The 26,455-nt window shown below is 59.8% G+C and carries 22 protein-coding genes; 17 read left to right on the forward strand and 5 right to left on the reverse strand.

Going from position 1 to position 26,455, the window contains the following annotated elements; all coding sequences use genetic code 11:
* The first annotated feature begins 1 nt into the window (after position 1).
* The 3 genes from I6J19_RS03955 to I6J19_RS03965 all read left to right on the forward strand — a co-directional run bounded on the left by I6J19_RS03955 (position 2) and on the right by I6J19_RS03965 (position 3,265).
* Complete coding sequence (locus I6J19_RS03955; RefSeq protein WP_005510131.1) at positions 2–1,219, forward strand: glycoside hydrolase family 76 protein; 1,218 nt, start codon at positions 2–4, stop codon at positions 1,217–1,219.
* Positions 1,220–1,353: 134 nt separating this feature from the next.
* Positions 1,354–1,764, forward strand: a complete 411-nt coding sequence (locus I6J19_RS03960; protein WP_038626757.1) for a DUF3151 domain-containing protein — start codon at positions 1,354–1,356, stop codon at positions 1,762–1,764.
* Positions 1,765–1,861: 97 nt separating this feature from the next.
* Positions 1,862–3,265: an FUSC family protein gene (locus I6J19_RS03965; protein WP_038629203.1), complete on the forward strand. Its 1,404-nt coding sequence runs from the start codon at positions 1,862–1,864 to the stop codon at positions 3,263–3,265.
* A gap of 87 nt (positions 3,266–3,352) precedes the next feature.
* On the opposite strand, the gene I6J19_RS03970 is transcribed toward I6J19_RS03965, so the two are convergent.
* A complete protein-coding gene (locus I6J19_RS03970; protein WP_038626755.1) occupies positions 3,353–4,045 on the reverse strand; it encodes a DUF1707 SHOCT-like domain-containing protein in 693 nt (230 codons plus the stop codon).
* Between the two features lie 128 nt (positions 4,046–4,173).
* Positions 4,174–5,118, reverse strand: coding sequence for a hypothetical protein (locus I6J19_RS03975; RefSeq protein ID WP_235191272.1), 945 nt, complete (start codon positions 5,116–5,118; stop codon positions 4,174–4,176).
* A 51-nt stretch (positions 5,119–5,169) separates the two neighbouring features.
* Between I6J19_RS03975 and I6J19_RS03980 the strand changes: the two genes are divergently transcribed.
* The 6 genes from I6J19_RS03980 (at position 5,170) to purT (ending at position 12,036) form a co-directional block, all read left to right on the forward strand.
* Positions 5,170–6,459, forward strand: a complete 1,290-nt coding sequence (locus I6J19_RS03980) for an adenylosuccinate synthase (protein WP_038626752.1) — start codon at positions 5,170–5,172, stop codon at positions 6,457–6,459.
* 257 nt (positions 6,460–6,716) lie between these two features.
* Positions 6,717–7,307 carry an LppP/LprE family lipoprotein gene (locus I6J19_RS03985; protein WP_038626750.1) on the forward strand — a complete coding sequence of 197 codons (591 nt, stop codon included), beginning with the start codon at positions 6,717–6,719 and terminating at the stop codon, positions 7,305–7,307.
* A 163-nt stretch (positions 7,308–7,470) separates the two neighbouring features.
* The gene (locus I6J19_RS03990; protein WP_038626748.1) at positions 7,471–8,109 is read left to right on the forward strand and encodes an LppP/LprE family lipoprotein; all 639 of its coding nucleotides are present in this window, start codon (positions 7,471–7,473) and stop codon (positions 8,107–8,109) included.
* Positions 8,110–8,314: 205 nt separating this feature from the next.
* The gene (locus I6J19_RS03995) at positions 8,315–9,571 is read left to right on the forward strand and encodes a glycerophosphodiester phosphodiesterase family protein (protein ID WP_038626746.1); all 1,257 of its coding nucleotides are present in this window, start codon (positions 8,315–8,317) and stop codon (positions 9,569–9,571) included.
* A 96-nt stretch (positions 9,572–9,667) separates the two neighbouring features.
* Positions 9,668–10,699: a nucleoside hydrolase gene (locus I6J19_RS04000; RefSeq protein WP_038626744.1), complete on the forward strand. Its 1,032-nt coding sequence runs from the start codon at positions 9,668–9,670 to the stop codon at positions 10,697–10,699.
* A gap of 116 nt (positions 10,700–10,815) precedes the next feature.
* Positions 10,816–12,036, forward strand: coding sequence for a formate-dependent phosphoribosylglycinamide formyltransferase (gene purT / locus I6J19_RS04005; RefSeq protein ID WP_049181106.1), 1,221 nt, complete (start codon positions 10,816–10,818; stop codon positions 12,034–12,036).
* 90 nt (positions 12,037–12,126) lie between these two features.
* Here the strand turns inward: purT and I6J19_RS04010 are convergent, their stop codons facing one another.
* Together I6J19_RS04010 and I6J19_RS04015 are read right to left on the reverse strand one after the other, a co-directional pair.
* The gene (locus I6J19_RS04010; RefSeq protein WP_038626740.1) at positions 12,127–12,630 is read right to left on the reverse strand and encodes a phosphoribosyltransferase; all 504 of its coding nucleotides are present in this window, start codon (positions 12,628–12,630) and stop codon (positions 12,127–12,129) included.
* Positions 12,631–12,694: 64 nt separating this feature from the next.
* Positions 12,695–14,200 (reverse strand): FAD-dependent oxidoreductase, encoded by a 1,506-nt coding sequence (locus tag I6J19_RS04015; RefSeq protein WP_038626737.1) that lies wholly within the window; start codon positions 14,198–14,200, stop codon positions 12,695–12,697.
* 252 nt (positions 14,201–14,452) lie between these two features.
* On the opposite strand from I6J19_RS04015, the gene I6J19_RS04020 reads away from it, so the two are divergent.
* From I6J19_RS04020 to I6J19_RS04045, 6 genes are all read left to right on the forward strand, one after another.
* Complete coding sequence (locus tag I6J19_RS04020; protein WP_038626735.1) at positions 14,453–15,478, forward strand: sulfite exporter TauE/SafE family protein; 1,026 nt, start codon at positions 14,453–14,455, stop codon at positions 15,476–15,478.
* A gap of 173 nt (positions 15,479–15,651) precedes the next feature.
* The gene (locus I6J19_RS04025; protein WP_038626734.1) at positions 15,652–17,358 is read left to right on the forward strand and encodes a nitrite/sulfite reductase; all 1,707 of its coding nucleotides are present in this window, start codon (positions 15,652–15,654) and stop codon (positions 17,356–17,358) included.
* A gap of 250 nt (positions 17,359–17,608) precedes the next feature.
* Positions 17,609–18,373 carry a phosphoadenylyl-sulfate reductase gene (locus tag I6J19_RS04030; protein WP_038626732.1) on the forward strand — a complete coding sequence of 255 codons (765 nt, stop codon included), beginning with the start codon at positions 17,609–17,611 and terminating at the stop codon, positions 18,371–18,373.
* Positions 18,374–18,525: 152 nt separating this feature from the next.
* The gene (cysD, locus tag I6J19_RS04035) at positions 18,526–19,452 is read left to right on the forward strand and encodes a sulfate adenylyltransferase subunit CysD (protein ID WP_038626730.1); all 927 of its coding nucleotides are present in this window, start codon (positions 18,526–18,528) and stop codon (positions 19,450–19,452) included.
* The gene (locus I6J19_RS04040) at positions 19,452–20,753 is read left to right on the forward strand and encodes a sulfate adenylyltransferase subunit 1 (protein ID WP_038626728.1); all 1,302 of its coding nucleotides are present in this window, start codon (positions 19,452–19,454) and stop codon (positions 20,751–20,753) included. The genes cysD and I6J19_RS04040 overlap by 1 nt, the downstream gene beginning before the upstream one ends.
* A 55-nt stretch (positions 20,754–20,808) precedes the next feature.
* Positions 20,809–21,579: a sirohydrochlorin chelatase gene (locus I6J19_RS04045; protein WP_038626726.1), complete on the forward strand. Its 771-nt coding sequence runs from the start codon at positions 20,809–20,811 to the stop codon at positions 21,577–21,579.
* A gap of 33 nt (positions 21,580–21,612) precedes the next feature.
* Here I6J19_RS04045 and I6J19_RS04050 read toward each other — a convergent pair whose 3' ends face one another.
* Positions 21,613–23,001 (reverse strand): FAD-dependent oxidoreductase, encoded by a 1,389-nt coding sequence (locus I6J19_RS04050; RefSeq protein WP_038626724.1) that lies wholly within the window; start codon positions 22,999–23,001, stop codon positions 21,613–21,615.
* A gap of 715 nt (positions 23,002–23,716) precedes the next feature.
* Here I6J19_RS04050 and pta point away from each other — a divergent pair.
* On the forward strand, positions 23,717–25,042 hold the full coding sequence (pta, locus tag I6J19_RS04055; RefSeq protein ID WP_235191282.1) for a phosphate acetyltransferase: 1,326 nt from the start codon (positions 23,717–23,719) through the stop codon (positions 25,040–25,042).
* 5 nt (positions 25,043–25,047) lie between these two features.
* Complete coding sequence (locus tag I6J19_RS04060; RefSeq protein ID WP_038626720.1) at positions 25,048–26,244, forward strand: acetate kinase; 1,197 nt, start codon at positions 25,048–25,050, stop codon at positions 26,242–26,244.
* The last annotated feature ends 211 nt before the right edge of the window (positions 26,245–26,455 follow it).

The raw sequence follows: 26,455 nt of genomic DNA on the forward strand, positions 1-26,455 counted from the left end.
AGTGGTTCTAAAAATGTCGCGTCCGGAGGCCGAAACGTGGGCCTATCGCGCGGACGTGGCTGAGCAGGCGATTCGCAACCGTCATGCGGCGAAGCTGTGGGGTCTTCCGGGCACGAATCTGGCAATGGCTTCCTGGCCCGCGCCGCTGCGACATAAGGTCTTCATCAACTGGCATTACTGGTGGCAGGCGCAGTATCTCGACTGTCTGGTAGACGCAGCCAAGCGCGTGCCCTCTAAGGAGAAGTACCGCGCTATCCGCCAGACCACTCGGGGTATCCGCATTCGCAACCTCACGCTGCTGACCAAGAACAAGTACTATGACGATCGCGCGTGGATGGCGTTGGCGCTCGGGCGTGCCGACGCTGTCCTCGGCGCATCGGTGCCCAAGAAGACGACAGCGCGGCTGATTTCATGCTTGGGCGATGGTCGGCAGGAGTCCACGGGTGTGCTGCCGTGGCGTGAGCAGGACCTCTTTTTCAACGTCCCCTCGAACGGTCCTGCAGCCATCGCTCTGGCCCGGGCTGGTCGTATCAAGGAGGCAGAGGAACTTATCGACTGGGTTTACGCCAACCTTTTGGCGGACTCAGGTCTGCTCTACGACGGCATTCGCTTGTCCATGGCAGGTGCCGTGGTGCAGAAGGGCATGTTTACGTACAACCAGGGTGTCATGATTGGCGCTTGCCTTGAAGTGGGACTTGCGCTTCGGGCGCACGGCCAGCGGGAACAGGCGACGAAGTATTTCACGCGCGTGCAAAACCTCATCCACGCGGTGGCAAAGGATTTGGCGACCACCGACAATGTCATCGCCGGTGCCGGTGGCGGCGATGGTGGTCTGTTCAACGGCATCCTCGTGCGATACCTCGCCGATGCGGCGGTGCGTTTGCCTGGAGACAATCGCATGAATCGCGCGGCAGCCCGCATTGCTCGCCGACTGGTTCTGGCGTCGGGGGAAAAGTGCTGGTACCACCGCCTCGAGGTCGATGGCCTGCCGCTTTTCCCCGCAGATTGGAACGACAATGCTCAGTTCCCACAGGGCGGTTCGGTTGCGCAATCAGTCGGTGGCGCGGTTCGCGGTTCGGCGATTAAGGAGCGTGACCTCTCTGTCCAGCTGTCGGGTTGGATGCTGATGGAAGCATGTGCCCGAGTGGCCGATTTTGTTGCGACCAAGCTGGAAAATGGTGAGTCGTTGGATTCGACGAAGCCGAGCTGCCCGGAGTAGTCGGGGAACGCTAGTTCGTCGTCATCTGGCGCTTGCCGACGCCCGCGCCACCACGCTGTGCCCGCCCCTTACCAACAGAGAGTCGCATGCCTAGATCCTGCCATCGGCACGTCATGCCTGGCACAATAGGACGCATGAAACTCAATGACATGATGGCTCCTGCTCCCGTGAAGCTCCCCGTTCTTGACGAGGCCGTTGCTGCCCGCAACGGTGGCGCAAGCCCGGAGGCCGTGGTTCGCGCATGCCCGCGCGATTCCCAGGCGTGGGCAGACTTGGCTGAAAGTGCCTTGTCCGAAGGTCAGGAGATTCAGGCCTATGCCTTCGCCCGCACTGGTTACCACCGCGGTCTGGACCTGCTGCGCGGAAACGGCTGGAAGGGGTTCGGAGCGATTCCATGGGAGCACGAGCCCAATCGTGGTGTGCTCCGCGCCTTCGCGGCGTTGGCTAAGGCTGCTAAGGCTATCGGCGAGGATGATGAATTCGGTCGCATGATGGCGTTGCTGCGTGACAGTGATGAATCCGCGCTGCCAGAGTTGGGTCTTTAATCGTGCACAGAGATTCAGCGAGCGCATAAAAGTGCACAACAGCACATCGGGTACATAAAAAGTGCACAGTTTTTCATATGAGGATGGTGACTTCGGCATGGCTGGCATCGCTGGTGGGGAAGATAAGGATGCCGCAGCTGCCAGGGATCTTGAGGACATTGCTCCCGCGCATGTCGGCGATCTCGTCGAAGCTAAGGAAACGCAATTCGTCGAGGATAATCCGCGCCCGGATTTCCAAGATTTTCGCAATACGTACCTACATCCGGCCTCCCGCGCAGCAAACAAGCTGCGTCAGAAAGTGAGGCCCCGCACGCGTTTCCTCCATGCCGTTGCCCGTGTGCGCTCCCGCTGGATGCTTATTGTCCAGGCGACGCTAGCCGCCGGGTTGGCCTACTGGTTCGCGCTTGAGGTACTGGGGCACCCCAACCCGTTCTTCGCGCCGATGGCCGCTTTCATCAGCCTCAATGTGATGACCGCAGGTCCTCGCCTGAAGCACTCTGTTGAGTTGGTGCTCGGTGCCTCGCTGGGAGTCGGCATTGGTGATGTGATTATCTCCATCCTCGGCTCGGGTATTTGGCAGCTGACCGTCGGTGTGTTTGTCGCCATGATCATCGGCGTGTTTGTCGGTCGAGGCCCGCTTGTGGTGAACCAAGCGGCATCTTCAGCCGTGCTCATCGCCACCATTATTCCGCCGGGCACCGCTGGTTCTTATTACCGAATGATCGATGCTCTCGTCGGTGGTGTGGTGGGCATTATTGTGCTCATGGTATTGCCGCGAAGCCCGCTGGCGGGTGCTCGCCGCAAGGTGGCCAAGGTCCTCGACATGGGTGCAGACGTACTTTATGACATCGGCATCGGCATGAAAGAGGGCGACACCGATCGCATCCGCACCGCACTGAGCGTGGTTCGCTCCATGCAGGCGCAGGTCTCGCTGATGGACCGCACCGTTGCCGACGCGGGCGAGCAGGTCCGCATCTCCCCGTTGCTCTGGCGCTCCCGGGATCGAATCCACTCGCTGTCACGCATGGTTCATCCTGTCGACAACGCCATGCGCAACATCCGTGTGCTCGCGCGTCGCGCTATCACAGCCCGGGAGGACCACATCGACTTCTCGCCCGAACTGTGTGGGCTTGTTCTCGGCGTATCTGAAGGCACGCGCCTGGTCAGTCATGTGCTTGACGACGAAGCCGCCGTGCGCCGAATCCCAGAGTGGGGCGAGTTGCCTTTCGAATCCGGCGACATCGCTATCGTCCAGCTTTCCGAGGGATCCGGAGAGGTCAAGCTTGAAGATGTGGTTCGGTACTTGCGTCGTCTAGCAGCGAAAATGCACCCGCGCGTCATCGAGGACGCAACGCTATCGGAGCAGGTCGTGTTTGCGCAGTCCCGCTCATTGGTGGTGGACCTGTTGCAGGTGTGTGGCCTGTCCAGACGTTCAGCCGTGGCAACGCTGCCGCCGACGACGCCGTTCCCAGCAATGCCGCCGGAGGTATGGGACGAGTAGCCGGTGAGGAGTGGGCGAGTAGCGGCTCGCTAGGCGTCAGTCGGTTACTGCGGTACGCTCTACTGCCCCGTGCTACTGCAACCTGCTCTACTGCGGTACGCGCTTGACCTCGACGCCACCGAAAGCGACAAAGCCGCGCACAATAATTTTCGGAGCCTGTCCGGCGCCAGGAGCGGGTAGGTTGCGTCCCGGTTTTCCAGTAACATCCGTGCCGCCAAAGATGGGGAGCACGTCGACATCAACCTGGTAGTGGTCGGGGACAATGACGTCGACTCCACCGAAGGCGCAGCCAATGTTGACGACAGTGGTTTCCGCGGTCAGGATGGCCTCGCGGAAATCCAAGCCAGTCCCGCCGAAGGCCGCCACCGTGGTGTGCGTGGGAGCGCACGTCCAAGGGCCTCTCTTGTCGGTGCCGCCGAAGATGCCGATGGAGAGCTTCGAACCGGTTGCCGCGGCGGAGCTATCAATCCGAGCTGGCTGATGATCGTTGGCTGCATTCGGTGCCACTGAATGGTGCTCGTCCGGGACGCTGTGCAGGTTCGGGCGCAGGTTAGGGGTTGGGTGCGCATGTGGAGTCGGCTCGGCCAGGTTCGCGGGCAGCGACAAGTCCTGTGTCAATGCGGGCAACTCATCAATGTACGTTGCCTTTTGGGCTTTCTCGGTGCGCTCCTGCAGTTCCGCAAAGTCAATCTGGCCATCGCGGAATGCCCATTCCAAGCGTTCCAGCGCAGTGTGGCGGGCTTGGTCGCCAGCGCGTAACCGTGGGGTGTTGTCAGTCATGATGCTGTCCTATCGAGGCAGTGGCTTTAACATTCAAATGTTATCTGTACTCGAACTATCGCGCAGGCCACTTTCATGCAGGCCACTTTCTCGCAGACAGACCGTGGCTATTGCCCCCCCCGACGCAGTTAGTGCACAATCTGCAAGTCGCGGAGGTGTCGGTACAGAGTTGTTTTCTCGCGCGGCTTTCGCGACTCTACGCCATCGCGTACGTAACGGAAGCTCAGGCCACCAACCTGAACTGCCCGACCCGTCATCGGGCGGTGCAGCTCGCGGGACGGGGCTTCTTTCGCTTTACGACGGCCACCGCGACCCAATCCGAGTCGGCTCAGCAGGCCTTTGTTGCCTCCATCCTCGTTACCGACTTCCGCGTCCGGCGCCGGAACTTCGGCCGCAACGATGCCCGGGGCGTCGGGGGTAGGGCGAATCTGCAGGCCGGTGGATGTGCCGGAGAACATCTGATGCTCGTCGACATAGACCTCGCCAGTAAACCCGTTTTCCGAGGACACTCCGGTAATTCCTGGCTCTGTCAGTAGGACGTAACCAACAATTGCGTGCCCGGTGTCATCGCGGATCAGTGGCACTGGCATCGTCGGGCGTGTGAGCGCGGCCGTCGCATCGAGTCCTTCTCCTCCTTCGATGCCCCAGTTTTTGGCCGCGGTCGAGGGGGCGGTGGGGACATGTGCCAGTTCAATCCACAGGAGGTTCTTGCGCATCAGGTAGGTTGCCACGGCAGCCAGTGCCGCGTCGGTGCCAACGACCACAATTCGCAACGGCTCGCTCGGCTTTTGCGGAGCGGGTTGCGGAGCGCCTAAGTGGTCGACCTTTTTCTGCTTGGAGATTTCCTCCGGCGTCGGTGCTGTATCGATAGGCAGTACGTCCTTGGCCAGGTCGTCGATGAAAGCCAGCTCCTTGCGGGCGGGGATCATCGCGACGTCGTGAAGCGCATAGGCGGGTAGTGCCGGAGTAGCTGGTGCTGATGGTGCGGACGGTGCTGATATAGACCATGATTGGCGGAGCAATTGGGAAAACGCGGGTACATCGGGGCCACACTGCAGCACAACAATACGCATAGGACTACACTCTAATGCGTCGTCTGCAATCCCAGGAGTTGAAGTAGGACTATGGCCGCAATCATTATCGTCGGTGCCCAGTGGGGCGACGAGGGCAAGGGCAAGGCAACCGATATTCTCGGTGGCCGCGTTGACTACGTCGTCAAGCCCAACGGTGGCAATAACGCCGGCCACACCGTTGTCGTCGGCGGTGAGAAGTACGAGCTGAAGCTGCTTCCGGCGGGTGTGCTGTCGGAAAACGCTGTGCCGATTATCGGTAATGGCTGTGTGGTCAACCTCGAGGCGCTTTTCGACGAGATTGATGGCCTTGAAGCTCGCGGTGCAAAGGCCTCCCGCCTGCGCGTTTCCGGCAATGCCCACATGGTTGCTCCGTACCACCAGACGCTGGACCGGGTGACCGAGCGTTTCCTGGGTAAGCGCGCTATCGGCACCACTGGCCGCGGTATTGGCCCGACGTACGCCGACAAGGTCGGCCGTACGGGCTTGCGTGTCCAGGACATTCTGGATGAGTCGATTCTGCGCCAGAAGATTGAGTCTTCGCTGGCTCAGAAGAACCAGATTCTGGTCAAGCTGTACAACCGTCGCGCCATCGATCCGGATGAGGTCTTTGATTACTTCATGGGCTTCGCCGACCGCCTGCGTCCGATGATTATCGACTCGGAGTTTGAGCTCAATCAGGCTTTGGATGCCGGCAAGCACGTCCTCATGGAGGGCGGCCAGGCCACCATGCTCGACGTCGACCACGGCACCTACCCGTTCGTGACCTCCTCGAACCCAACCGCTGGTGGTGCCTGCGTGGGCACCGGTATCGGCCCGACGAAGATCACTTCGGTGCTGGGCATCATGAAGGCCTACACCACCCGCGTCGGTGCTGGCCCGTTCCCGACGGAGCTGTTCGACAAGTGGGGCGAGTACCTGCAGACCACCGGCGGTGAGGTCGGGGTCAACACCGGCCGTAAGCGCCGCTGTGGTTGGTACGACTCGGTGCTGGCTCGCTACGCCGCGCGCGTCAGCGGTTTCACGGATCTGTTCATCACCAAGCTGGACGTCCTGACCGGTATCGGCGAGATTCCGATTTGTGTCGCTTACGACGTTGATGGCGTGCGCCACGACGAAATGCCACTCACCCAGTCGGAGTTCCACCACGCTGTCCCGATTTACGAGACCATGCCTGCGTGGGACGAAGACATCACTGGCTGCCGCACCTTCGATGAGCTGCCGGACAAGGCCAAGGATTACCTGAACCGCCTGGAGGAGCTCTCCGGCGCTCGCATTTCTTACATCGGTGTTGGCCCGGGTCGTGACCAGACCATCGTTGTTCACGACGTGCTGGACAACTAGCGCTGGACACTTAATCTGGAGGCAGTGGCGAACTAACCGGAAAATAGTCCCGCTTTCGACCCGGCTTTATCGAACTGTTAGATAAAAAATCTTCGGTGCCGAAACTGCTGGCTGCTGTAAAAAAGAACATTTGCTAACCACGAGAAGGCTCTGGGAATTGTCAGTTGACCCTGGCATCTCAGAGTCATTTTTGTATCGTAGGCCTCACCGCGTGGTCCAACGACAGAAGTCCAAACGACAGAAGGCGTGTGGTTTTCATGCAAAACACAGGACACCGAGTACAACGACTGGCAAGTTCCGCCGTGCTTTCCGGCGCGATGGTTTTCTCCGCAGTAGGTGGAGCAGTTGCAGCTCCTGCGGCTCAGGCGAAACCGGCTCCGGCACCAGCACCGGCTCCAGCTCCGGCGCAGGCGGATAGCTGTACCCCGAACCCGGCTGCACCTGAAATCCAGGCGGCCCTGGATAAGGTCAACAGGGAGCGTCCGAACAACCATGATGGGTGGAAGTACACTGGCACCTCCAACTTCAGCCCGTGTAGCGATTTGAGCTTTGCTCTCGCAGATCAGGCCAAGCAGGGCAACGCTCAGTCCTCCACTGTGTTGTTGATGTTCCACAAGGGTGAGTTCATTGGTACGGACTCTGACCGGCCTCAGCACATCAACAAGGTGACGCCGACCCCTGATGGTAAGAACATTTCAGTCATCTACCACGACTGGGAGGCCCAGGAGGCCGCAGGTGCGCCGAACGCTGATGCGGCGGAGTTCACCTCTAATGTTCACTTCTTCTGGAACGGCGATCACGTCGTCCACGAGGGGAAGATTCCCGGCGGCGCGAAGCCCGCTTCCTAACGGCTCCCGAGAACTCTCGAGAGCTTTCGAGAATTCTTGGGCACTCTCGGGGACTCTTGAATTTTTCCAAGTAAACTCAATTCAGAGTCGGACATGAGAAAAGTAATGCTCCGCCGTAGCTAGGTGCTTGAGAAAACTTGAGAGAACAGAAGAGGTTCCAGCCATGAGTGGTCGTTCAGTTCGTCGCGGGTCGATGCTGGTTAGCGCGGCGGTCGCAGGTGTAGTGGCTTTGTCCGGTTGCTCCACTGATGAGACTGCAGCACCGACCTCTGCTCCTCAGGTAGATGAAGAAACGACCACCATCACTACGACCACCACTGTCGAGGATGACAGTGAAAGTGCAGATACCCCCAATCCGGATGTCGATGATAACGACACCGATGGGGGTTCTTCTGCGCCAATCCAGGAAGAGTCTTTCGAAGAAGCGGTTGCCGACCTGAACTCAATGGAAGGTGGCAATGGCAGCGGTTGGACAGTCACGGACAATACGAACTGGGATACCACCAGCGAGTTGACCTTTGCCTCAGCAGTACAGAATGAAATTACCCACTCAACTACCTCTGGTGCAGTGCTGCTGTTTCATAAGGGCGAGTACGTGGGTACCGCCGGTGGTCCGCGGACAATCAACTCGGTCGAAGGCGATGGCAAAACTGTGACCGTCAATTTCTTCGATGTCAATAAAATGATTGAAGACGGCGGTGCCTTCGCCTTTAAAGACCAGTACAACGCTCCCGTTACGTACTCCTGGGATGGGGTAGAAGTTGCTCAAGAAGGTGAGATTCCAAAGGCAGAGGGAAATTAATCTCTAACCCGTGCTCTCTCCAGATGCGAGTGCTGGCAAGCCGTTTTAAAGTAGTGGCGCAACACACAGATTTCACGTAGATTTCTGTGTTCCGTAAAATCTCCGACGGTAGTTTGTCGACACTTTGTTGTCGGTACTATGCCGTCGCTATGAAGTCGCTAACATAAGTCGCTAATACTAAGCCCAAAGAGGAAAATCACCGGCCATGTCTTCTCACAACTCATCTGACTCCATCCTTGACGAACGGACCGAGCAGAGAGAGCAGCCACAGAACTCACGTGCTCACGGCACACGCCGCGCAATTGCGGCCATTGCTATGGGTGCGTTTGCTATTTCTCCTATTGCAGCCTGCAGCAATGATGCGGACAACGACGCGGTGTCGTCGTCAAGCAGTACAAGCGCGGTTAGCACTACGGCGAGCGAAGAGAAGACCTTTGAAAAGCAGCAGGTCGCTGAGCTGAATGCGTCCGCGAATGTGCGGCCGGCTGCGATGGCTAAGTTGCCGGAGGGTTTTGATCTGCAGTCGCACCGTGGTGGTCGTGGTGAGTGGACGGAGGAGTCCAAGCAGGCGATGGCCAACTCGCTGGAGCTGGGCGTTACAACGTTGGAGCTGGACATCGTTCTGACGAAGGATGGCGTGCCTATGGTCTGGCACGATCCGGAGATCCAAGACGATAAGTGCTCGGACACCGAGCCAGTGACGGAGGGGGATCCGCAGTACCCGTACGTCGGCAAGCTCGTGCATGACCTCACCTATGAGCAGGTACAAACCCTGGTCTGCGACAAGAAGCTCGAGGACTTCCCGGATGCGGAGCCAATCAAGGGCAACAGGATGATGACCCTGCCGGAGCTGTTCGAGCTAACTAAGGACAACCAGGACATCCACTTCAACATTGAGACCAAGATTGAGGGCGAAAAGCGCGCTGACTCGGCAGAACCACAGGAGTTCGTCGATGTGATTCTCGACGAGATTGACCGCGCGGGTGTGGCTGATCGAGTGATGATTCAGTCCTTCGATTGGCGCTCGCTGCCGCTGGTCGCGGAACGGAACCCGGAGATTCCACTGGTCATGCTGTGGGACGAGACCACCTGGAAGAAGGATTCTCCTTGGATCGGCGATGTCAATTACGACGAGGTCGATGGCGACATTATCGAGGCCGCCAAGCAGCTCGGCGTGCAGGTGCTCTCACCGACGCACAGCATTCCTTACGGCAAGACACCGTCGGATTCTGACTACCACCCGGTCGCCACGCCGGAGCTGATTTCCCGCGCACACGAGGCTGGCATGAAGGTGGTGCCGTGGACGGTGAATGAAAAGGAGACCATGCGCGAGCAGATTGCCGCTGGTGTCGATGGCATCATTACCGACTACCCGACGCGTCTGCGCGAGGTCTTGACCGAGCTGGCTATGCCGCTGCCGGAGTCCGCTCCGGTGGGTGATGCAGGGATGGCGACGAACTAGTAAATCCGGCTAGCACCCGCGAAAACTTGTCTGTATTCCTGTTTTGCCCGGGTTTAGCTCTGCGAGCCGAGCGTGTTTCGTGTCACACTTGACCTTATGACGCGTTTGAAAGTGCTTGCCGACGTTGACACGGGTATCGATGACAGTCTTGCTCTCGTCTACCTCGCGGGGTTGCATACCGCAGGCGAGATTGAGCTGGTGGGTGTGACCTGCGCAGGTGGTAACACCACTGCGGCATGGTCCGCTCGCAACACAAAATACATGTTGAATCTCTGCGGTTGTCCGGAGGTCCCGGTTGTCAGCGGTTTCGAGGGGCCCGCTGACCGTGAGCTGACTACCACGCCTGAGACTCATGGCCCGTACGGGCTGGGCTACAACCTGGCGCCACCGGCCGTCATCTACGAGCCGGGGCGCGGAGGAGCGACGGATCCGCTGGCGCTGTGGCGCCAGGTCATCGAGCAGGCGCGGTCGACGGGGGAGAAGGTGCACCTGCTGGTCACTGGCCCTATGACTACCTACGTGGCCGCTTTGAAGAAGTACCCAGAACTCATGCGGGAGCTCGACGGCGTAACCATTATGGGCGGTGCTGTGGAGTACCACGGTAACGTTACCGAGTTTGCGGAATGGAACTTCTGGGTCGACCCCACCGCGGTCACCGAGGTCTTCGGCACCGCGGGCGCTGTGGCAGTCGAGCGCCCGGAGGATGCCGTGCGCAGTATCGCCACCGCCGCAGGTGCGCCGGTGCCGACGTTGATTCCACTCAATGTCACCGAGACCATCACTATCAGCGATGTTGAAATTGAGTTCTGGCGCGATGCCGGTATGAACCCGGAGCTGCTGCGTGTTCTGCGCCGTTCGCTGAAGTTCTACTTTGAGTTCCACCAGGGTGTGGGGGTCGGTTACAAGGCGCAGGTCCATGACCTCTTTGCTGCGATGGTGGCCGTCGGTGCGGTGACAGGGGAAGTGGAGAAGATGCGTCTCGTGGGCGTCGATAAGCGAACCTTTGCAGATGAGCCAGGACGCCGCGGTCAAGTGGTGGCAGACTCTGCCGGTGCTGAGGCGAACGTTGTCTTGGCTGCTGACCGGAGTGCGGCGCTGGTCGAGTTTGAGCGGGTGTTCCCGCGCTAGGTTCCCGCCCGTGCCCGCCGCGGTGAATACGCTCGCTGTCGTATGCTGGAGACAATCAATTTCACAGCTGCTGGTTGTGCAGCGTACGTGCCGTAGACGAAAGCGAGTTTATCTCGATGTTCACCCCTGAAGTCACCGGAACCCCGTACCAGCCGGGAGCGACGCGAGTTCTGCTGCTCGGCTCTGGCGAGCTCGGCAAGGAGGTGACCATTGCTTTCCAACGTCTTGGCGTTGAGGTGCACGCTGCCGATCGCTACGAGCATGCACCGGCACACCAGGTAGCTCACCACGCCTACGTCTTGAATATGTCGGACCCCAGTGCACTGCGGGACCTGATTCTCGAGGTCAAGCCCCACTTCATCGTCCCCGAGATCGAGGCCCTGGCAACCGAGGTGCTGGAAGAGGTTGAGGAAGACGAGACGCTGGACGTCACCGTTATTCCAACCGCACGGGCGACTCAGCTGACCATGAACCGAGAGGGTATTCGCCGTCTGGCTGCGGAAGAGGTTGGGCTGCCGACTTCCCGCTATCACTTCGCCTCCAGCTTTGATGAGTTCACCGCAGCTGTTGATGAGATTGGCTTCCCGTGTGTGGTCAAGCCGGTCATGAGTTCCTCGGGCAAGGGGCAGTCCACGCTGCGTTCGCCGGAGGATGTCCAGGCCGCGTGGGATTACGCCATGAGTGGCGGCCGCGTCGAGTCCGGCCGCGTCATCGTGGAGGGCTTCGTCGATTTCGACTACGAGATCACGCTGCTGACCGTGCGCTCCGTTGATCCGGAGACCGGCGAGGGGGCAACGTGGTTCTGTGAGCCCATTGGGCACCGTCAGCAGGACGGCGACTACGTTGAGTCATGGCAGCCGGCTGCCATGAGTGAAAACGCCCTGGACAATGCGCGCTCTGTCGCCGCGCGCATCACCAACGCGCTGGGCGGTCGCGGTATCTTCGGCGTCGAGCTGTTTGTTCGCGGCGATGAGGTGTGGTTCTCCGAGGTCAGCCCGCGTCCGCACGACACCGGCATGGTCACCATGGGCACCCAGCGTTTCTCTGAGTTCGAGCTGCACGCGCGTGCAGTGTTGGGTCTGCCTATCGACGTCACGCTGGTGTCCCCGGGAGCCTCCGCTGTGGTCTACGGCGGTGCTGACATCGAGCAGCCGGGCTACACCGGGCTGACGGAGGCCATGGCTATTCCGGAGACTGATATTCGTATCTTTGGTAAGCCGGTCGCTGGCCCGCGTCGCCGCATGGGCGTTGCTGTTTCAACCGCGGATTCTGTCGATGCTGCCCGTGAGCGTGCATCGGAGGCGGCATCAAAGATTAAGGTCGTCGAACTGGGCTAGTTCGACGACGTAGTGTGCGCTGCGGTACGGCCATAACCGGCCCCGCAGCGCACTTTTTGTTTGCCCGCTATGGTGCGTAAGCTACTTGATCTACTTGGACTTCTGTACCGGTGGCTCGGCCGACCAGGGGAAGACGATCCAGTCATCGGTGTGCTTCCAGACATAGTCCGGTGCAATCTCCGAGCGGGACTTGCCGTAGAGCACAGCGGAGCGTACTTCCGCACCGTGGGTCTTAAGCAAATCGAGCACCAGGTGCAGCGTGCGACCGGAGTCTGCGACATCGTCAACGACCAGCAGACGGCGCTCAGAAATCGATTCGATGTCCAGCAGCGGCTCCAGCAGAACCGGATCCGGCAGGGTCTCCGCCACGTCGGTGTAGAACTCGACGTTAATGGCGTCAGAGAGCTTGACGCCCATGGTGTAGCTGAGTGCACCTGCAGGTAGAAGACCACCGCGGGCCACGGCGATAATAATCTCCGGCTCGTAGCCCGAATCGACAATCTGCTGTGCCAGTTCACGGGAGGCGACGCCGAAGCCTTCCCAGGTCAGAACTTCCTTGACGTCCAGGTTGGATGAGTCTGCATGATAAGCCATGTATTAACTCTAATCCGAAGACCGACTGACGTGCACAATCAACTGCCCGGTTAGACCCGACACGCTAGCTGGCGACAGTCTCCACAACCGCTTCGTGTACAGCTTCGGCCACGTCATCGGCATCTGGCTGCTTTGCGACGACCGTGGAGGCCGCAACCATGTCGGCCCACTCGACCAGCTTCTTGCGCTCGCGGCCTTCGGCTTCGCCCGCTGCACGTTCGGCGGCGTCGAGTGCGTGCCAGCCCTCCCAGGTGGTGACCTGGAGGCCCTTGTTGGCCAGGAACTCGTCGATGTCGTTATGCGTGGGTTTTGCAGGTGCGACCAGGCGGCCTGCCTCCCAGTCGGCGATGAGGTTGCCGACGGTTTCGTTGGCGTCGCCCTTGGTGTTACCGATTAGGCCGACCGGGCCACGGCGAATCCAGCCGGTGGTGTACAGACCCTGGATGTGGTTGCCGTCGACGTCGTCAAGCACGCGTCCGCCGGCATCTGGGATGGTGTGGGTGCCGGTGTCGAACGGTACGCCGGTGACTGCGTCGGAGCGGTAGCCGACTGCACGGTAGACCGCACCGATCGGCCATTCGGTGAACGTGCCGGTGCCACGGACGCCACCCTCGCCGTCGAGTTCAGTGCGTTCGGTGCGGATAGCGCTGACGTGCTGTACTCCATCCTCGCCGGTCTCGCCGATGATTTCGACCGGGGACTCGAAGAAGTGGATGAAGAGCTTGTGCGGGGCGCCCTTTGGCTCGCGGATGGCGTAGTTTTCCAGAATCGTACAGACCTGATCGGTGATCTTGGACTCACGACGGGACGTTTCGGAGGCGGCATCGTACTGGATGTCCTCCGGATTCACGACAACCTCAATGGTGTCGGAGTGGTCCAATTCCTTCAGCTCCAGTGGAGTGAATTTTGCCTGGGCCGGGCCGCGGCGGCCGAAGACGTGAATTTCGTGGGCGGCATTCTTTGCCAGGCCAGCGTAGACGTTGTCGGCGATTTCGGTGACGTGCAGCTCATCGGCAGTCTTGGCGAGAATGCGGGCGACGTCGAGGCCCACGTTGCCGACACCGACCACGGCCACGGACTCAGCGGAGAGTTCCCAATCGCGGGCGAACTCCGGGTGGGAGTCGTAGAAACCTACGAACTCACCCGCGCCGTAGTGCTCCGGCAGGTCGGCGCCCGGGATATTCAGATCGCGGTCGCCGGTCGCGCCAGTGGCGAAGATGATGGCGTCGTAGAACTGGCGCAGTTCATCGACGCTGACCTGCTTACCGACGTCCACGTTGCCCAGAAGTCGGACCTGCGGCTTGTCCAGCACTCGGTGGAGGGACTTAATGATGCCCTTGATTCGCGGGTGGTCTGGCGCAACGCCGTAGCGGATGAGACCGAACGGCACTGGAAGGCGCTCGTAGAGGTCGATGGCGACGTCGCGGCCGGACTTCATCAGTGCGTCGGAGGCGTAGATACCGGCCGGGCCCGAGCCGACCACGGCTACACGCAGTGGCGTGGTGGAGTTGGCGAGATTGGGCAGTGAGGAAGCGGCCGCGTTCTGGGCTGCAGTCTGGTCGTTGGTCATTGAGTGGAATCCTTTTTCTACGTTTTCTTTGTCGCGATTGCTTATCGTAGACCAATCGGTCTATGCTTGCTGAAACAGAATATAGACAAACTGGTCTACAAAAAGCAAACACAAAACACCGCAAGAATCACTGCTTTGGCTTGAGAGGGTTTTGCTGCGTATTGCTTCTGCTGAACGAGGTCTAAAAGAGCTTGTCGTGCGGACGTCGTGGCAACGGCAGGCTCTGGTTGGGTAAGCGGGGAAGGGCTTGTCATGGAAAAACTCATAGTCTTCGTGCTAATCGGTCTTGGCGCGCAATTAGTCGATGGCACTCTGGGGATGGCATTCGGTGTCACTGCCACTTCACTTTTTATTGTTGCTGGTAGTAGTGCTGCCACTGCGTCGGCGGTAGTTCACGTAGCGGAGGTGGGCACGACGCTGGCCTCTGGTATTTCGCACTGGCGATTCGGCAATGTCGACTGGCGGCGCGCACTGAGCCTTGGTGTGCCGGGCGCTATCGGTGCCTTTGTTGGTGCGACCTTTTTGTCCAATCTGGATAGTGATGCCGCGACGCCTGTGACCTCGACAATTTTGCTTTTTCTCGGCCTGTGGGTGATTATCCGCTTCGCCTTCCTGGCTAATGTTAAGCGCAAGAAAAAGACCTGGGGAGCGAAGAAGCTCGCTCCGCTGGGGCTCTTTGGTGGTCTGCTCGATTCCACTGGTGGCGGCGGTTGGGGGCCTGTTACCACCTCTACTTTGTTGGGTGCTGAGGCTGATCAGCCGCGCAAGATTATCGGTACTGTCTCGGCGGCGGAATTTCTTGTCGCTCTAGCTTCTGTGCTGGGCTTTTTGCCAAAGCTGCGGGAGGAGTTTACTCAGCATGCCGCGCCGGTAATTGGTTTGCTGTGCGGTGGTGTGATTGCTGCACCTTTGGCTGCATACCTGGTGGGGCGTATTAATCCGCGCCTGCTTGGAATTGTGATCGGCGGCGTGTTGGTCGGGCTGAATATTCGAACACTGTTTTCGCCGCTGGTTTCTGGCGGCGTGTTGGCAACAGTGCTGCTTGTCTGGGCTTTTGGCGTTGTCGCACTGGTGCTGTGGGCGCGGTCGCATGACACTCTTCCGCGTCTGCGTCAGCGGGTCCAACTTGAGTCGACTTCTCAGTCTTCCTCGGCTGATGTGTCTAGTTCTGGATCTCCATCACCGGCTTCGGTTGATGGCGGGGCTGGGGATGCTTCTGGAGGTGTCAAAGTGGGCGCAGAAAACGGTGTCCACGTGGGCGAAGCGGGGGTTCGCTAGGTATCCGAGCATACCCCGGCTTGCACTAGCCAGACTGGTCGGTCTAATGTTGCCTGCAATACTGCATAGACCGTCCGGTCTATAAAAATTAGCAACTAATTCGTTCAGGGCTGATTCAAGCAACTCTGATTCGGTCAACGAGAACAAAAACGAAAGTGATTCGGTAGATTCCCATGAGCTCTCCTACGAAAACCGCCGAGCGTCCGGCTTCCGCAGCGGCTACCCGACGTAAGAAGCGTGCACCGAAGCCGCAGGGACAGTGGCTTATCGACGGCCGCGAGCCACTTAACGACGACGAACGCATCAAGAAAGAAGATGCTGGCTTTGCCGTTAAGCAGCGTGTTATCGACATCTACTCCAAGCAGGGGTTTGACTCTATCCCTGCGGAAGACCTAGCTCCGCGCTTTAAGTGGATTGGCCTCTACACCCAGCGCAAGCAGGGGCTTAGCGGTGAGCACACCGGTGTGAAGACTAACGCCGAGTTGCAGGACAAGTACTTTATGCTCCGCGTTCGTCTCGATGGTGGCCAGACCACCACCGAGGGTATTCGCACCATCGGGGAGATTTCCCGCGACTTCGCTCGTGACACCGCGGACTTCTCCGACCGTCAGAACGTCCAGCTGCACTGGATCCGCGTCGAGGACATGCCGGAGATTTGGGACCGCCTTGAGCGGGTTGGTCTCGACACCAACTTTGGCTGCGGCGACGTTCCCCGCGTTATCCTAGGTAGCCCGGTTGCCGGCGTTGCTGCCGATGAAATCGTCGACGGCACCAATGCTATTCGCCGCATCAAGGACGAGTACCTCTCCGGCGACGAGTTCTCCAACCTACCGCGCAAGTTTAAGTCCGCAGTTTCCGGTTCCCCGCGTCTCGATGTCACCCACGAGGTCCAGGACGTCGCCTTTGTCGGTGTCAATCACCCAGAGCACGGCCCCGGTTTCGACGTTTGGGTCGGCGGCGGTCTCTCCACCAACCCAATGCTCGCGCAGCGTCTCGGCGCCTGGATCCCAGAGGACGAGGTTCCCGAGGTATGGGCGGGCGTGTGCCGCATCTTCCGTGACTACGGCTACCGTCGCCTGCGCAATCGCGCGCGTCTGAAGTTCCTCGTTGCCGAGTGGGGTGCGGAGAAGTTCCGCCAGGTACTCGAAGACGACTACCTCAACCGCAAGCTTATCGACGGCCCCGCGCCCGAGCCTTTCGAGGGCGACCGTGACCACATCGGTGTGCACAAGCAGGCCGACGGTCTCAACTACGTCGGTGTGAAGCCCGCTGTTGGCCGTGTTCCGGGCTCTGACCTGGTCAAGCTCGCCGACATCGCCGAGCGCCACGGTGTTTCCCGCGTCCGTACCACTGTCATGAAGGAGCTCATTCTCCTCGACGTCGCCGACGACCAGGTCGACTCCCTGCTCGCTGAGCTCGACGAAATTGGCCTGTCTGCCAAGCCTTCCGCATTCCGGCGGGGCATCCTAGCCTGCACTGGCCTGGAGTTCTGCAAACTCGCACTTGTCACCACGCGCCAGCGCGCAATCGATCTGGTGGGCGACTTGGAGGAACGTCTCGGCGACCTCGATGTCCCAATCACCATTGCGCTCAACGGCTGCCCGAATGCCTGTGCCCGCACACAGATTGCCGATATTGGACTCAAGGGTCAGATTGTCACCGACGATGAGGGTAACCGTGTCGAGGGTTTCCAGGTTCACCTCGGTGGTTCGCTGGGGCTCGATGCCAACTTCGGCCGCAAGGTTCGCGGACACAAGGTCACCTCGGCAGAACTGGGTGACTACATCGAGCGCGTCGTCAATCATTTCAAGGAGCAGCGCCACGAGGGTGAACAGTTCCACGAGTGGATTGTCCGCGCTGATGAGGAGGACCTGAAGTGAGTGAATCTTCCAACGAGGTTCGGTCGCAGGGGCCGTCGGCAAGCGAAAAAGACGAGGCGCCAGCGCGACTGGGGATCGGTGGCCGAAGCGCACACCCCAATCCGAACCGGGGTGCGGTGATGCATTGCCCTTACTGCGGCGGTGATGATCTGTGGCCCGATGTGGAAACCGACTACGCCTGGCAATGCCGCGAATGTTGCCGGGTATTCACAGTGAAACTGCATGGTCATATTGATAGGAAGGTGGCGTCATGAGCACGGGACTGAAAACCGCTGAAGTCATTAAGACTCAGGAGGCGCTCGCGCGTGAGGATGTGCTGGACAATCCGGAAACTGCTCGCCGTCTGATTGAGCTTGCACTGGAGTGGGGCTCCAAGCTGGAGACTGCCACTGCCGGGGAAGTACTGGAATGGGGTGCGGAGCACCTGCACACGCCACTGGCTGTGACCCTGTCGATGCAGGACACGGTATTGGCGGAGCTGGCTGCTCGGCACGCGCCGGAAGCCGACCTGGTTTTCCTGGATACGGGTTACCACTTCCCGGAGACCCTCGACGTGGCAGAACAGGTCGCACAGCGCTACGACAACCGACTGCTGTCGATTGAGCCGAAGCGCACCCGCGCCGAGCAGGATGCTGAAGAGGGCGTAGATCTGTACAAGACCGACCCGACGCGATGCTGCGCACTGCGGAAGGTCGAGCCGCTGTCAGCTGTGAAGCGCCCCTACGAGGGTTGGGTCACAGGTCTGAAGCGCGTCGACGCGCCGACCCGCGCACACACGCCGGTACTGGAAATCGATAAGACCGGTCGCATCAAGCTCAACCCGCTGGCCACCTGGACGGATGAGGACATTGCCCAGTACATCGAGGATAACGACCTCATTGTGCATCCGCTGACACAACAGGGGTTCCCGTCGATTGGCTGCGCGACATGCACCGCGCGAGTGGCAGAGGGTGCGGATCCGCGCTCGGGCCGCTGGGCGGGCAGCGAGAAGACAGAGTGCGGATTGCACCTCTAGTTTGAGCGGCTGGCTGCTAGACGATACCGACAGCCACTAGCTACTAGCCAATTGCCGCTCATGGCTAGCTGCGACCCGCAGCTTATACAGACAGTTTTTTAAAACAGCCGACAAGCTAACACAGCTAACACAGCCACAACAGAAAGAACCCCATGACAAGCTCAACCACCGTTTCCGTACAAAACCGCCTCGACCCGCGGCTTGCCGAACTGGAAGCCGAGGCCATCGACATTATCCGCCAAACCGCCGGCCAGTTTGACCGTCCGGCACTGCTTTTCTCCGGCGGAAAGGACTCCGTCGTCGTGCTCGAGTTGGCCAAGCGCGCCTTCGCACCGGCGGGTATCCCGCTGGAGCTGCTCCACGTCGACACCGGCCACAACTTCCCCGAAGTTATTGAATTCCGCGACAAGATTGCCGCTCAGCCGGGCATTAAGCTGCACGTAGCCAAGGTCCAAGACTGGATTGATAGCGGTGTGCTCACCGAGCGTGCTGACGGCACCCGCAACCCCTTGCAGACCGTGCCACTGGTGGAGACCATTGCCAACCGTGGTTACGACGCCGTCCTCGGTGGCGCCCGCCGCGATGAGGAGAAGGCCCGCGCCAAGGAGCGCGTGTTCTCCGTCCGCGACTCCTTCGGCGGTTGGGATCCACGCCGTCAGCGGCCGGAGCTGTGGGGGCTCTACAACGGTCGCCACGCCGCTGGAGAGAACGTTCGCGTTTTCCCAATCTCGAACTGGACCGAGGCCGACGTCTGGGCCTACATCGAAGCCCGTGACATCGAGCTGCCACCCATCTACTTTGCCCATGAGCGTGAGGTGTTCAACCGCGGCGGCATGTGGTTGGCACCGGGCGAGTGGGGTGGACCCCGCGACGGTGAGACCCTAGAGGTTCGCACTGTCCGCTATCGCACTGTCGGTGACATGAGCTGTACCGGCGCTGTCGAATCGACTGCCACCACTATTGCGGAGGTCATGGAGGAACTTCGCACATCCAAGCTCACCGAGCGCGGCGCTACCCGCGCAGATGACAAGTTGTCCGAATCCTCCATGGAAGACCGCAAGAAGGAAGGTTACTTCTGATGAGCCAGCCAAATTCCCCAGCTACCCTGATTACCGCCGACCGCGCCACTCGCGCTCGTCGCACTCTTCGCCTGTGCACCGCTGGCTCCGTCGACGACGGTAAGTCGACCTTTGTCGGGCGTTTGCTGCACGACACGAAGAACATCCTCGCTGACCAGTACGAGGCCGTCGTCGCCTCCTCGCAGGCGCGCGGTCAGGAAAATCCTGACCTCTCGTTGCTGGTTGATGGTCTGCGGGCCGAGCGTGAGCAGGGCATCACGATCGACGTTGCCTACCGCTACTTCGCCACCGACGTCCGCTCGTTCATCTTGGCCGACTGCCCTGGTCACGAGCAGTACACCCGAAACACCATCACTGGTATGTCCACCGCTGAGGCCGTCGTTTTGCTTATCGACGCACGTAACGGCGTCGTGACGCAGACCAAGCGACACGCAACTGTGGCCGGTCTGCTGGGTGTTCGCCACGTAATCTTTGCCGTCAACAAGATCGACCTGCTGGACTACAGCGAAGAAGCCTTCCGCAAGATTGAGTCGGATGTAGCAGTGCTGGCAGAGCGCTTGGGTCTGCAGAACACCTTCGTTGTTCCAGTGTCGGCTTTGGTCGGCGACAACATTGTCGATCCTTCTGAGCATACCCCGTGGTACGAGGGGCCGACTGTGTTGGAGCTGCTGGAAAACCTCAACATCGGTGCCGACCTGGAAACCGATGCCGAGGCCGACCTACGCCTGCCCATCGACTACGTCATTCGTGATCACGCCACTGAATACCGTGGTTACGCCGGCCGTATCGCCGCAGGTAGCGTGCGCGTGGGCGATGTTGTCTCCGTAGACGCCAACCGTCAGGCTACTGTCACGAAGATCACCGTGGCAGCCGAGGATGTCACTGAGGCCGTGGCCGGTCAGTCGGTTGCCATCAGCTTGGATGCCGAGTTCGACCTCGCCCGTGGTGATCTCATCAGTGGCACCCGTCCGGAGGACGTCCGCCGTTTCTCCGCCGTGGCTGTCCACCTTGCGGACAAGCCGCTGGCAGTCGGTCGTGTCGTTGAGGTGCGCTACGGTGCCGCGCTGGTGCGTGGGCGTATCGCTTCCGTCGATGCCCTTATCGACATCGAGACCGGTGAGCCCACCGGCGTTGCCGACCAGCTCGCGGTCAATGATGTCGCTGAGGTGACCATCGAGGTCGCGCAGCCGCTCCCGGTCGATGCCTACCGCGTCGGTGGTCGTGTCGGTGCCTTCCTGCTTATTGAGCCGGGCACCGGTGACACTCTCACCGCTGGCCTCGTGCGTGGCGCTGCCCAGTAGAGCTGCCAGGTAGAAAAACCAGAAAGCACAGCTAGCGAGCCTGAGGAGACCATTGATGACCGCACTGATTCTGCTTGCGCACGGTTCCCGGCACCCAGAGACCAAACCGGTGCTCGAAGAGGTGGTCGCACTCGTGCGCGAGAAGATGCCGCTCACCCGTCTGGACGCTCCCTCTCAGATTCGCCTCGCCTGGCTGGACCTCGACGAGCCCTCGCTAGATGCCGTCTGTGCCGACCTCGCCGCTGCCGGCGAGACTCGCGCACTGGCCGTACCGCTGCTGTTCACTGATGCGTTCCACTCGCGAGTCGATGTTCCCGAGCAGGTTCGACTCTGCAATCGGCATGGTGTTGACATCACAGTGGCTGAAGGACTCGGGCTTGGCGACGGCACGAAGCGCGCCGTCGTGAAGCGAATCATTGAAGCGGCGGAGAATGCATCTTTTTCCTGGCCGGTCGATGCGCTGGTGATGGGGGTCGGCTCCTCTGATGAGGAGGCCAATGCGGCGGTGCACCAATTTGCGGCAAATCTTGGCGGGATGCTGCCGGGACATGTGAGTGCAGCATTCGTGGTCGGTCCTGAGAAGATTAAGGGATCCGATGCTGTGGCCGTGGCACAGGAGCGCGCGGCCAAGCGCGGTCGCGGACTCGTAGTGGTGCCGCTGTTTACCGCGCCGGGCCTACTGTGGGATCGAGTCCTCGATGCGGGCGCTGCCGCCGGTGCTGGCCAGGTGGCTTTCGGTGAGCCATTGGCCGAGCTGTTGGCGCCGATCGTGTGCTGCCGCTGGGACTCGCGCGCTGCGTACACGGATGTGCAGGTAGTGGCGTAGCCGGCGCTTTCTATCCGCCCTCGTTACTCGCCGTTACTCGCCCTTGGAGTGGGTGACCATCTCATCCCATTCGACATACTTCTTGCGTTCGCGGCCCTCGGCCTCGCCGGCGGTGCGTTCGGCAGCATCGAGCTTGTGCCAGCCCTCCCAGTCCAGGTAGTCGATGCCCTTTGACTCCAGCAGCTCGTTGACAGCGGACAACTCCGGCTTCGACGGGGTGAATTTCTTGCCCTCTGCGGCATCGGCCAGCAGATTGGCCACGGCCTCGTTGGCATCGCCTTTGGTATTACCAATCAGACCGACCGGCCCGCGGCGAACCCAACCGGTGGTGTAGAGGCCAGTGATGGCCTCGGCTGCTTCATCCTCGGTGTTGTCGGATTCGATGACTCGACCACCGACGTTGGAAATGACATTCTTCACGTTGTCGAACGGGATACCCGGCAGTGCATCAGAGCGGTAGCCCACGGCGGAGTAGACAGCGCCGACCTTCCAGTCGGTAGTCTCGCCGGTCGGCCGCAGTCCGCCAGCACCGTCGTATTCCATGCGCTGAGTGCGCAAGCCGACCACATGCTGCTGGCCGTCGGCACCCTCCTCGCTGAGGATTTCCACTGGCGACTCGAAGAAGTGAATGTAGAGCTTGTGCGGTGCGTTCTTCGGTTCACGGATGGCGTAGTTCTCCAAGATGGTGCAGACCTGGTCAGTAATCTTGGAGTTGCGACGCATAATCTCGGATGCGGAGTCGTAGTCAATGTCGCGCGGATCGACAACGACCTCGACGTTCGGTGAGTAGTCGAGTTCCTTGAGCTCCAGCGGAGTGAACTTTGCCTGTGCCGGGCCACGGCGGCCGAAGACGTGGACTTCCTTGGCCTTATTTGTCTTCAGAACTTCGTAAACATTGTCCGGGATCTCTGTGACGTGCAGTTCCTCACCGGTCTTCGCCAGGATTCGAGAGACATCCAGCGCGACGTTGCCTACGCCAACGACGGCCACGGACTCCGCCGAGAGATCCCAGGTGCGCTCAAAGAGCGGATTGCCGTCGTAGAAGCCCACGAATTCACCTGCGCCGAAGTGCTCCGGCAGGTCTGCTCCCGGAGTCGGCAGTGCGCGGTCGCCGACGGCACCGGTGGCGAAGATGACGGCGTCGTAATGCTCCTTTAATTCGTCGAGCGTGATGTCCTTGCCGAACTCAACGTTGGAAAACAGGCGCAGCTCCGGCTTTTCCATCACACGGTGTAAGGCCATAATGATGCCCTTGATACGTGGGTGGTCGGGGGCGACACCGTAGCGGATTAGACCAAATGGAGCCGGCATCTTTTCAAACAGATCGACTTCCACGTCAGTACTGGATTTCATCAGTGCATCGGAAGCATAAACACCGGCCGGGCCAGAGCCAATTACGGCAACGCGGAGCGGGCGATTCATGAAGCGTGTCCTTCTTTCTCTAATGCTTTACGACGGCCACGAGGCCGCGGCGTAAGTAGCTGCCAGCGGTGACCTCGTGGGGAAAGGAGTTATTGGTTTATTCGACATTCCCAATGGTAGCGCCCCCAATCGTAGCGATAACTTACGAAAAATCGAGAGGCGAGCATCACATCATCGGCGAGATGCTTTTGAAGGCAGACAAAACTAAATGTGACCTTAGTCACGCCCAATGTGGGAATTTGGGCTAGTTCACTAGAAAAACCGCATAAAAGCCGCGATTATGCGGGAAAACTGTTGGAATCTGTGGGGAAAAGTGTGGCTACCAGGGGTAACCAAAGAGGTTTGAGTCCGTCGTGAGATGTAAGGTGACTCACAATAAGATGAAAATAATGATTTGGGACTCAGCGGGATTGGAAGCTCAGCATGATCTTGAGCCTCCGGCAGTCCAATGGCTCGAGCCAAGTCAACGTTCAAATAAGTCAACGATTAAGCGCAGTGCGAGAAAGGAACGTCGGTGAGCGATAAGAACGCCCAAGCGTCCACCAACAACTCCGCAGTCCTGATTACTTCAGTGGACCGCGCGGACGATCTACAGGATGTCATTACGGCATTGTCTGAGGCACTGGGTGGGGCACGTTGCCTCCACACTGTCGGTGGGGCTCACGGCGCCACTGTGGATCAGGTTGTTGTGGATCCGGAATCCGCGCTTGACACCATCGTCAGTGCTGTTGAGGCTGACCGCGCTGCTAACGAGGGGGCGGCTGTTCTGACCGGCTCCGGCAACCTCGATTTTGACTTCCGCATTGCCACCGTCGCCGGTGCCGGTGTCATCGTTGTCGCTGGTGGCGAGGGCTGCCACACAGAGGCCGCGAAGGCTCGCGTTCGTTTGGCGCTCAGCAGTGCAGCTCAGCGTCACAGCGAGGTACTCGCTGTTGTTCTCACAGGGGAGGAAGCAGCCGAGGCTGCTAAGACTTTCGAGCTCGACGTTCCCGTTGTTGCCGTTGACGATGCTGAGGGGCTTCGCAAGGTCGTAAGCCGCGAGGTCACCGCAGTGATGACTCCACAGCGTTTCCAGTGGTGGCTGTTGCAGCGCGCCAAGGCTGATAAGCGCCACATTGTGCTGCCAGAGGGGGACGATGACCGCATTCTTGAGGCCGCTGATTACCTCCTGCGCGAGGACATCTGTGAGCTCACTATCCTCGGTGACCCGGATCCTATGAAGGCGCGCGCCGCCGAACTGGGTTTTGACATCGACGCCGCCCATCTCTGGAACCCACAGACCTCCGAATATGTTGAGCAGTTCGCGGAACAGTTCGCAGAGATGCGCAAAGCCAAGGGGGTCACGCTGGAGCAGGCCCGTGAGACGATGCAGGACATCTCCTACTTTGCGACGATGATGATTCACAACGGGCTTGTCGACGGCATGGTGTCCGGTGCAGCCCACACAACTGCGCACACCATTCGTCCGTCCTTGCAAATCATTAAGACCAAGCCGTCGGCTTCCACGGTGTCGTCGCTGTTTCTCATGGTTATGGACAACTCGCTGTGGGGTTTTGCGGACTGTGCGGTGCTGCCGAAGCCGGCTCCGGAACAGCTGGGTGAAATCGCGGTAGTATCCGCCGAGACTGCAGCTTCCTTCGGTATCGACGCCCGCGTTGCCATGCTGAGCTACTCCACTGGAGCATCCGGCACAGGTGAGGATGTTGACCGTGTGAAGGCGGGCCTGGCCAAGGCCAAGGAGCTGGCTCCGGACCTCGCCGTCGATGGTCCGCTGCAGTTCGATGCTGCTATTGACCCGTCTGTGGCTGCGAAGAAGATGCCGGATTCCTCCGTTGCGGGTAAGGCAACTGTTTTCGTGTTCCCGGATCTGGACGCCGGTAACATCGGGTACAAGATTGCCCAGCGCTGTGGTGGTGCATTGGCAATCGGCCCGATTCTGCAGGGCTTGAACAAGCCGGTCAACGACCTTTCCCGTGGTGCCACGGTGCCGGACATCATCAACACGGTTGCAATTACCGCTATTCAGGCTGGAGGAAACTAATTATTATGTCCCGTCACGTACTTGTTTTGAACTCCGGTTCCTCCTCTATCAAGTTTCAGCTGGTAGATCCGGAGAAGGACTCAACGCAGCCGCCGTATGTCTCCGGTCTGGTGGAGCGCATTGGTGAAGAAGACGGCATTATTAATCTGAAGTTCTCCGGACAGAAGATTGAAATCACTGAGCCTATCGCTGACCACGCCAGTGGCCTTGACCGCGCGTTCGAGCTGATGGATGAGCACGGTGTTGGTCCGGAGTCGGTGGATATTGCCGCCGTCGGTCACCGTGTCGTTCACGGTGGTCGCCTGTTCTCTGGACCGGAGCTGATTACCGACGAGATCGTCGGCATGATCCGCGATCTTATTCCGCTGGCGCCGCTGCACAACCCGGCCAATATCGTAGGCATCGAAGAGTCTCGCAAGCTGCTTCCCGACGTGCCGCACGTCGCCGTCTTCGACACTGGTTTCTTCCACACCATGCCACCAGCTGCTGCTCTGTACCCGCTAAATGCAGAGGTCGCATCGAAGTTTGATATCCGTCGTTACGGCTTCCACGGCACCTCGCATGAGTTTGTTTCCAAGCAGGTGCCGGACCTTCTGAATAAGCCGGCAGGGGAAATCAACCAGATTACGCTGCACCTGGGTAACGGTGCGTCGTGTGCGGCTATCCGAGGTGGCCAGGCGGTGGATACCTCGATGGGGCTGACCCCGCTGGCTGGTCTGATGATGGGCACTCGTACCGGTGACATTGACCCGGGCGTCATCTTCCACCTTTACCGCAACGGCATGAGCATCGATGAGATCGACAATCTGTGCAACCGCCAGTCCGGTTTGAAGGGTGTCTCTGGTGTCAATGACTTCCGAGTCCTGCAGGAGCGCATGGATGACCACGACCCGGATGCTTGGGCTGCATACCAGATGTACGTTCACCAGCTGCGCCGCTACATCGGCTCGTACATGCTGATTCTCGGTCGCCTCGACGCTATCACCTTCACTGCCGGTGTCGGCGAGAATCACGTCGGTATCCGCCGTGACTCGATGGCTGAGCTCGAGAACTTTGGCATCAAGATCGACGACGAGCGCAACTCCCAGCCGAATGATGGCCCGCGTCTGATCTCTGCGGATGACTCGAAGGTCAAGGTCTTCGTGGTACCGACCAATGAGGAACTGGCCATTGCCCGCTACGCAATGAGCTTCGTGGACTAGTTCCTTGGACTGGAACCCTGACGAGTAGGCAGGGTTTCGGTAACCCGTAATCGACGGCCGCCGTGTACCTCACCTGTTGAATCCGCGACTGTAACTCAACAAAAAATGAGCTCGCCCCACTGTCTTCCAAACTGGAAGAATCTAGTGGGGCGAGCTCATTCTTCACCGCCAGGGAAACTGCGCCTATGCCTCAATAGGCTCAGTCACCTGG

The sequence above is a fragment of the Corynebacterium amycolatum genome (assembly GCF_016889425.1).
GTDB lineage: Bacteria > Actinomycetota > Actinomycetes > Mycobacteriales > Mycobacteriaceae > Corynebacterium > Corynebacterium amycolatum.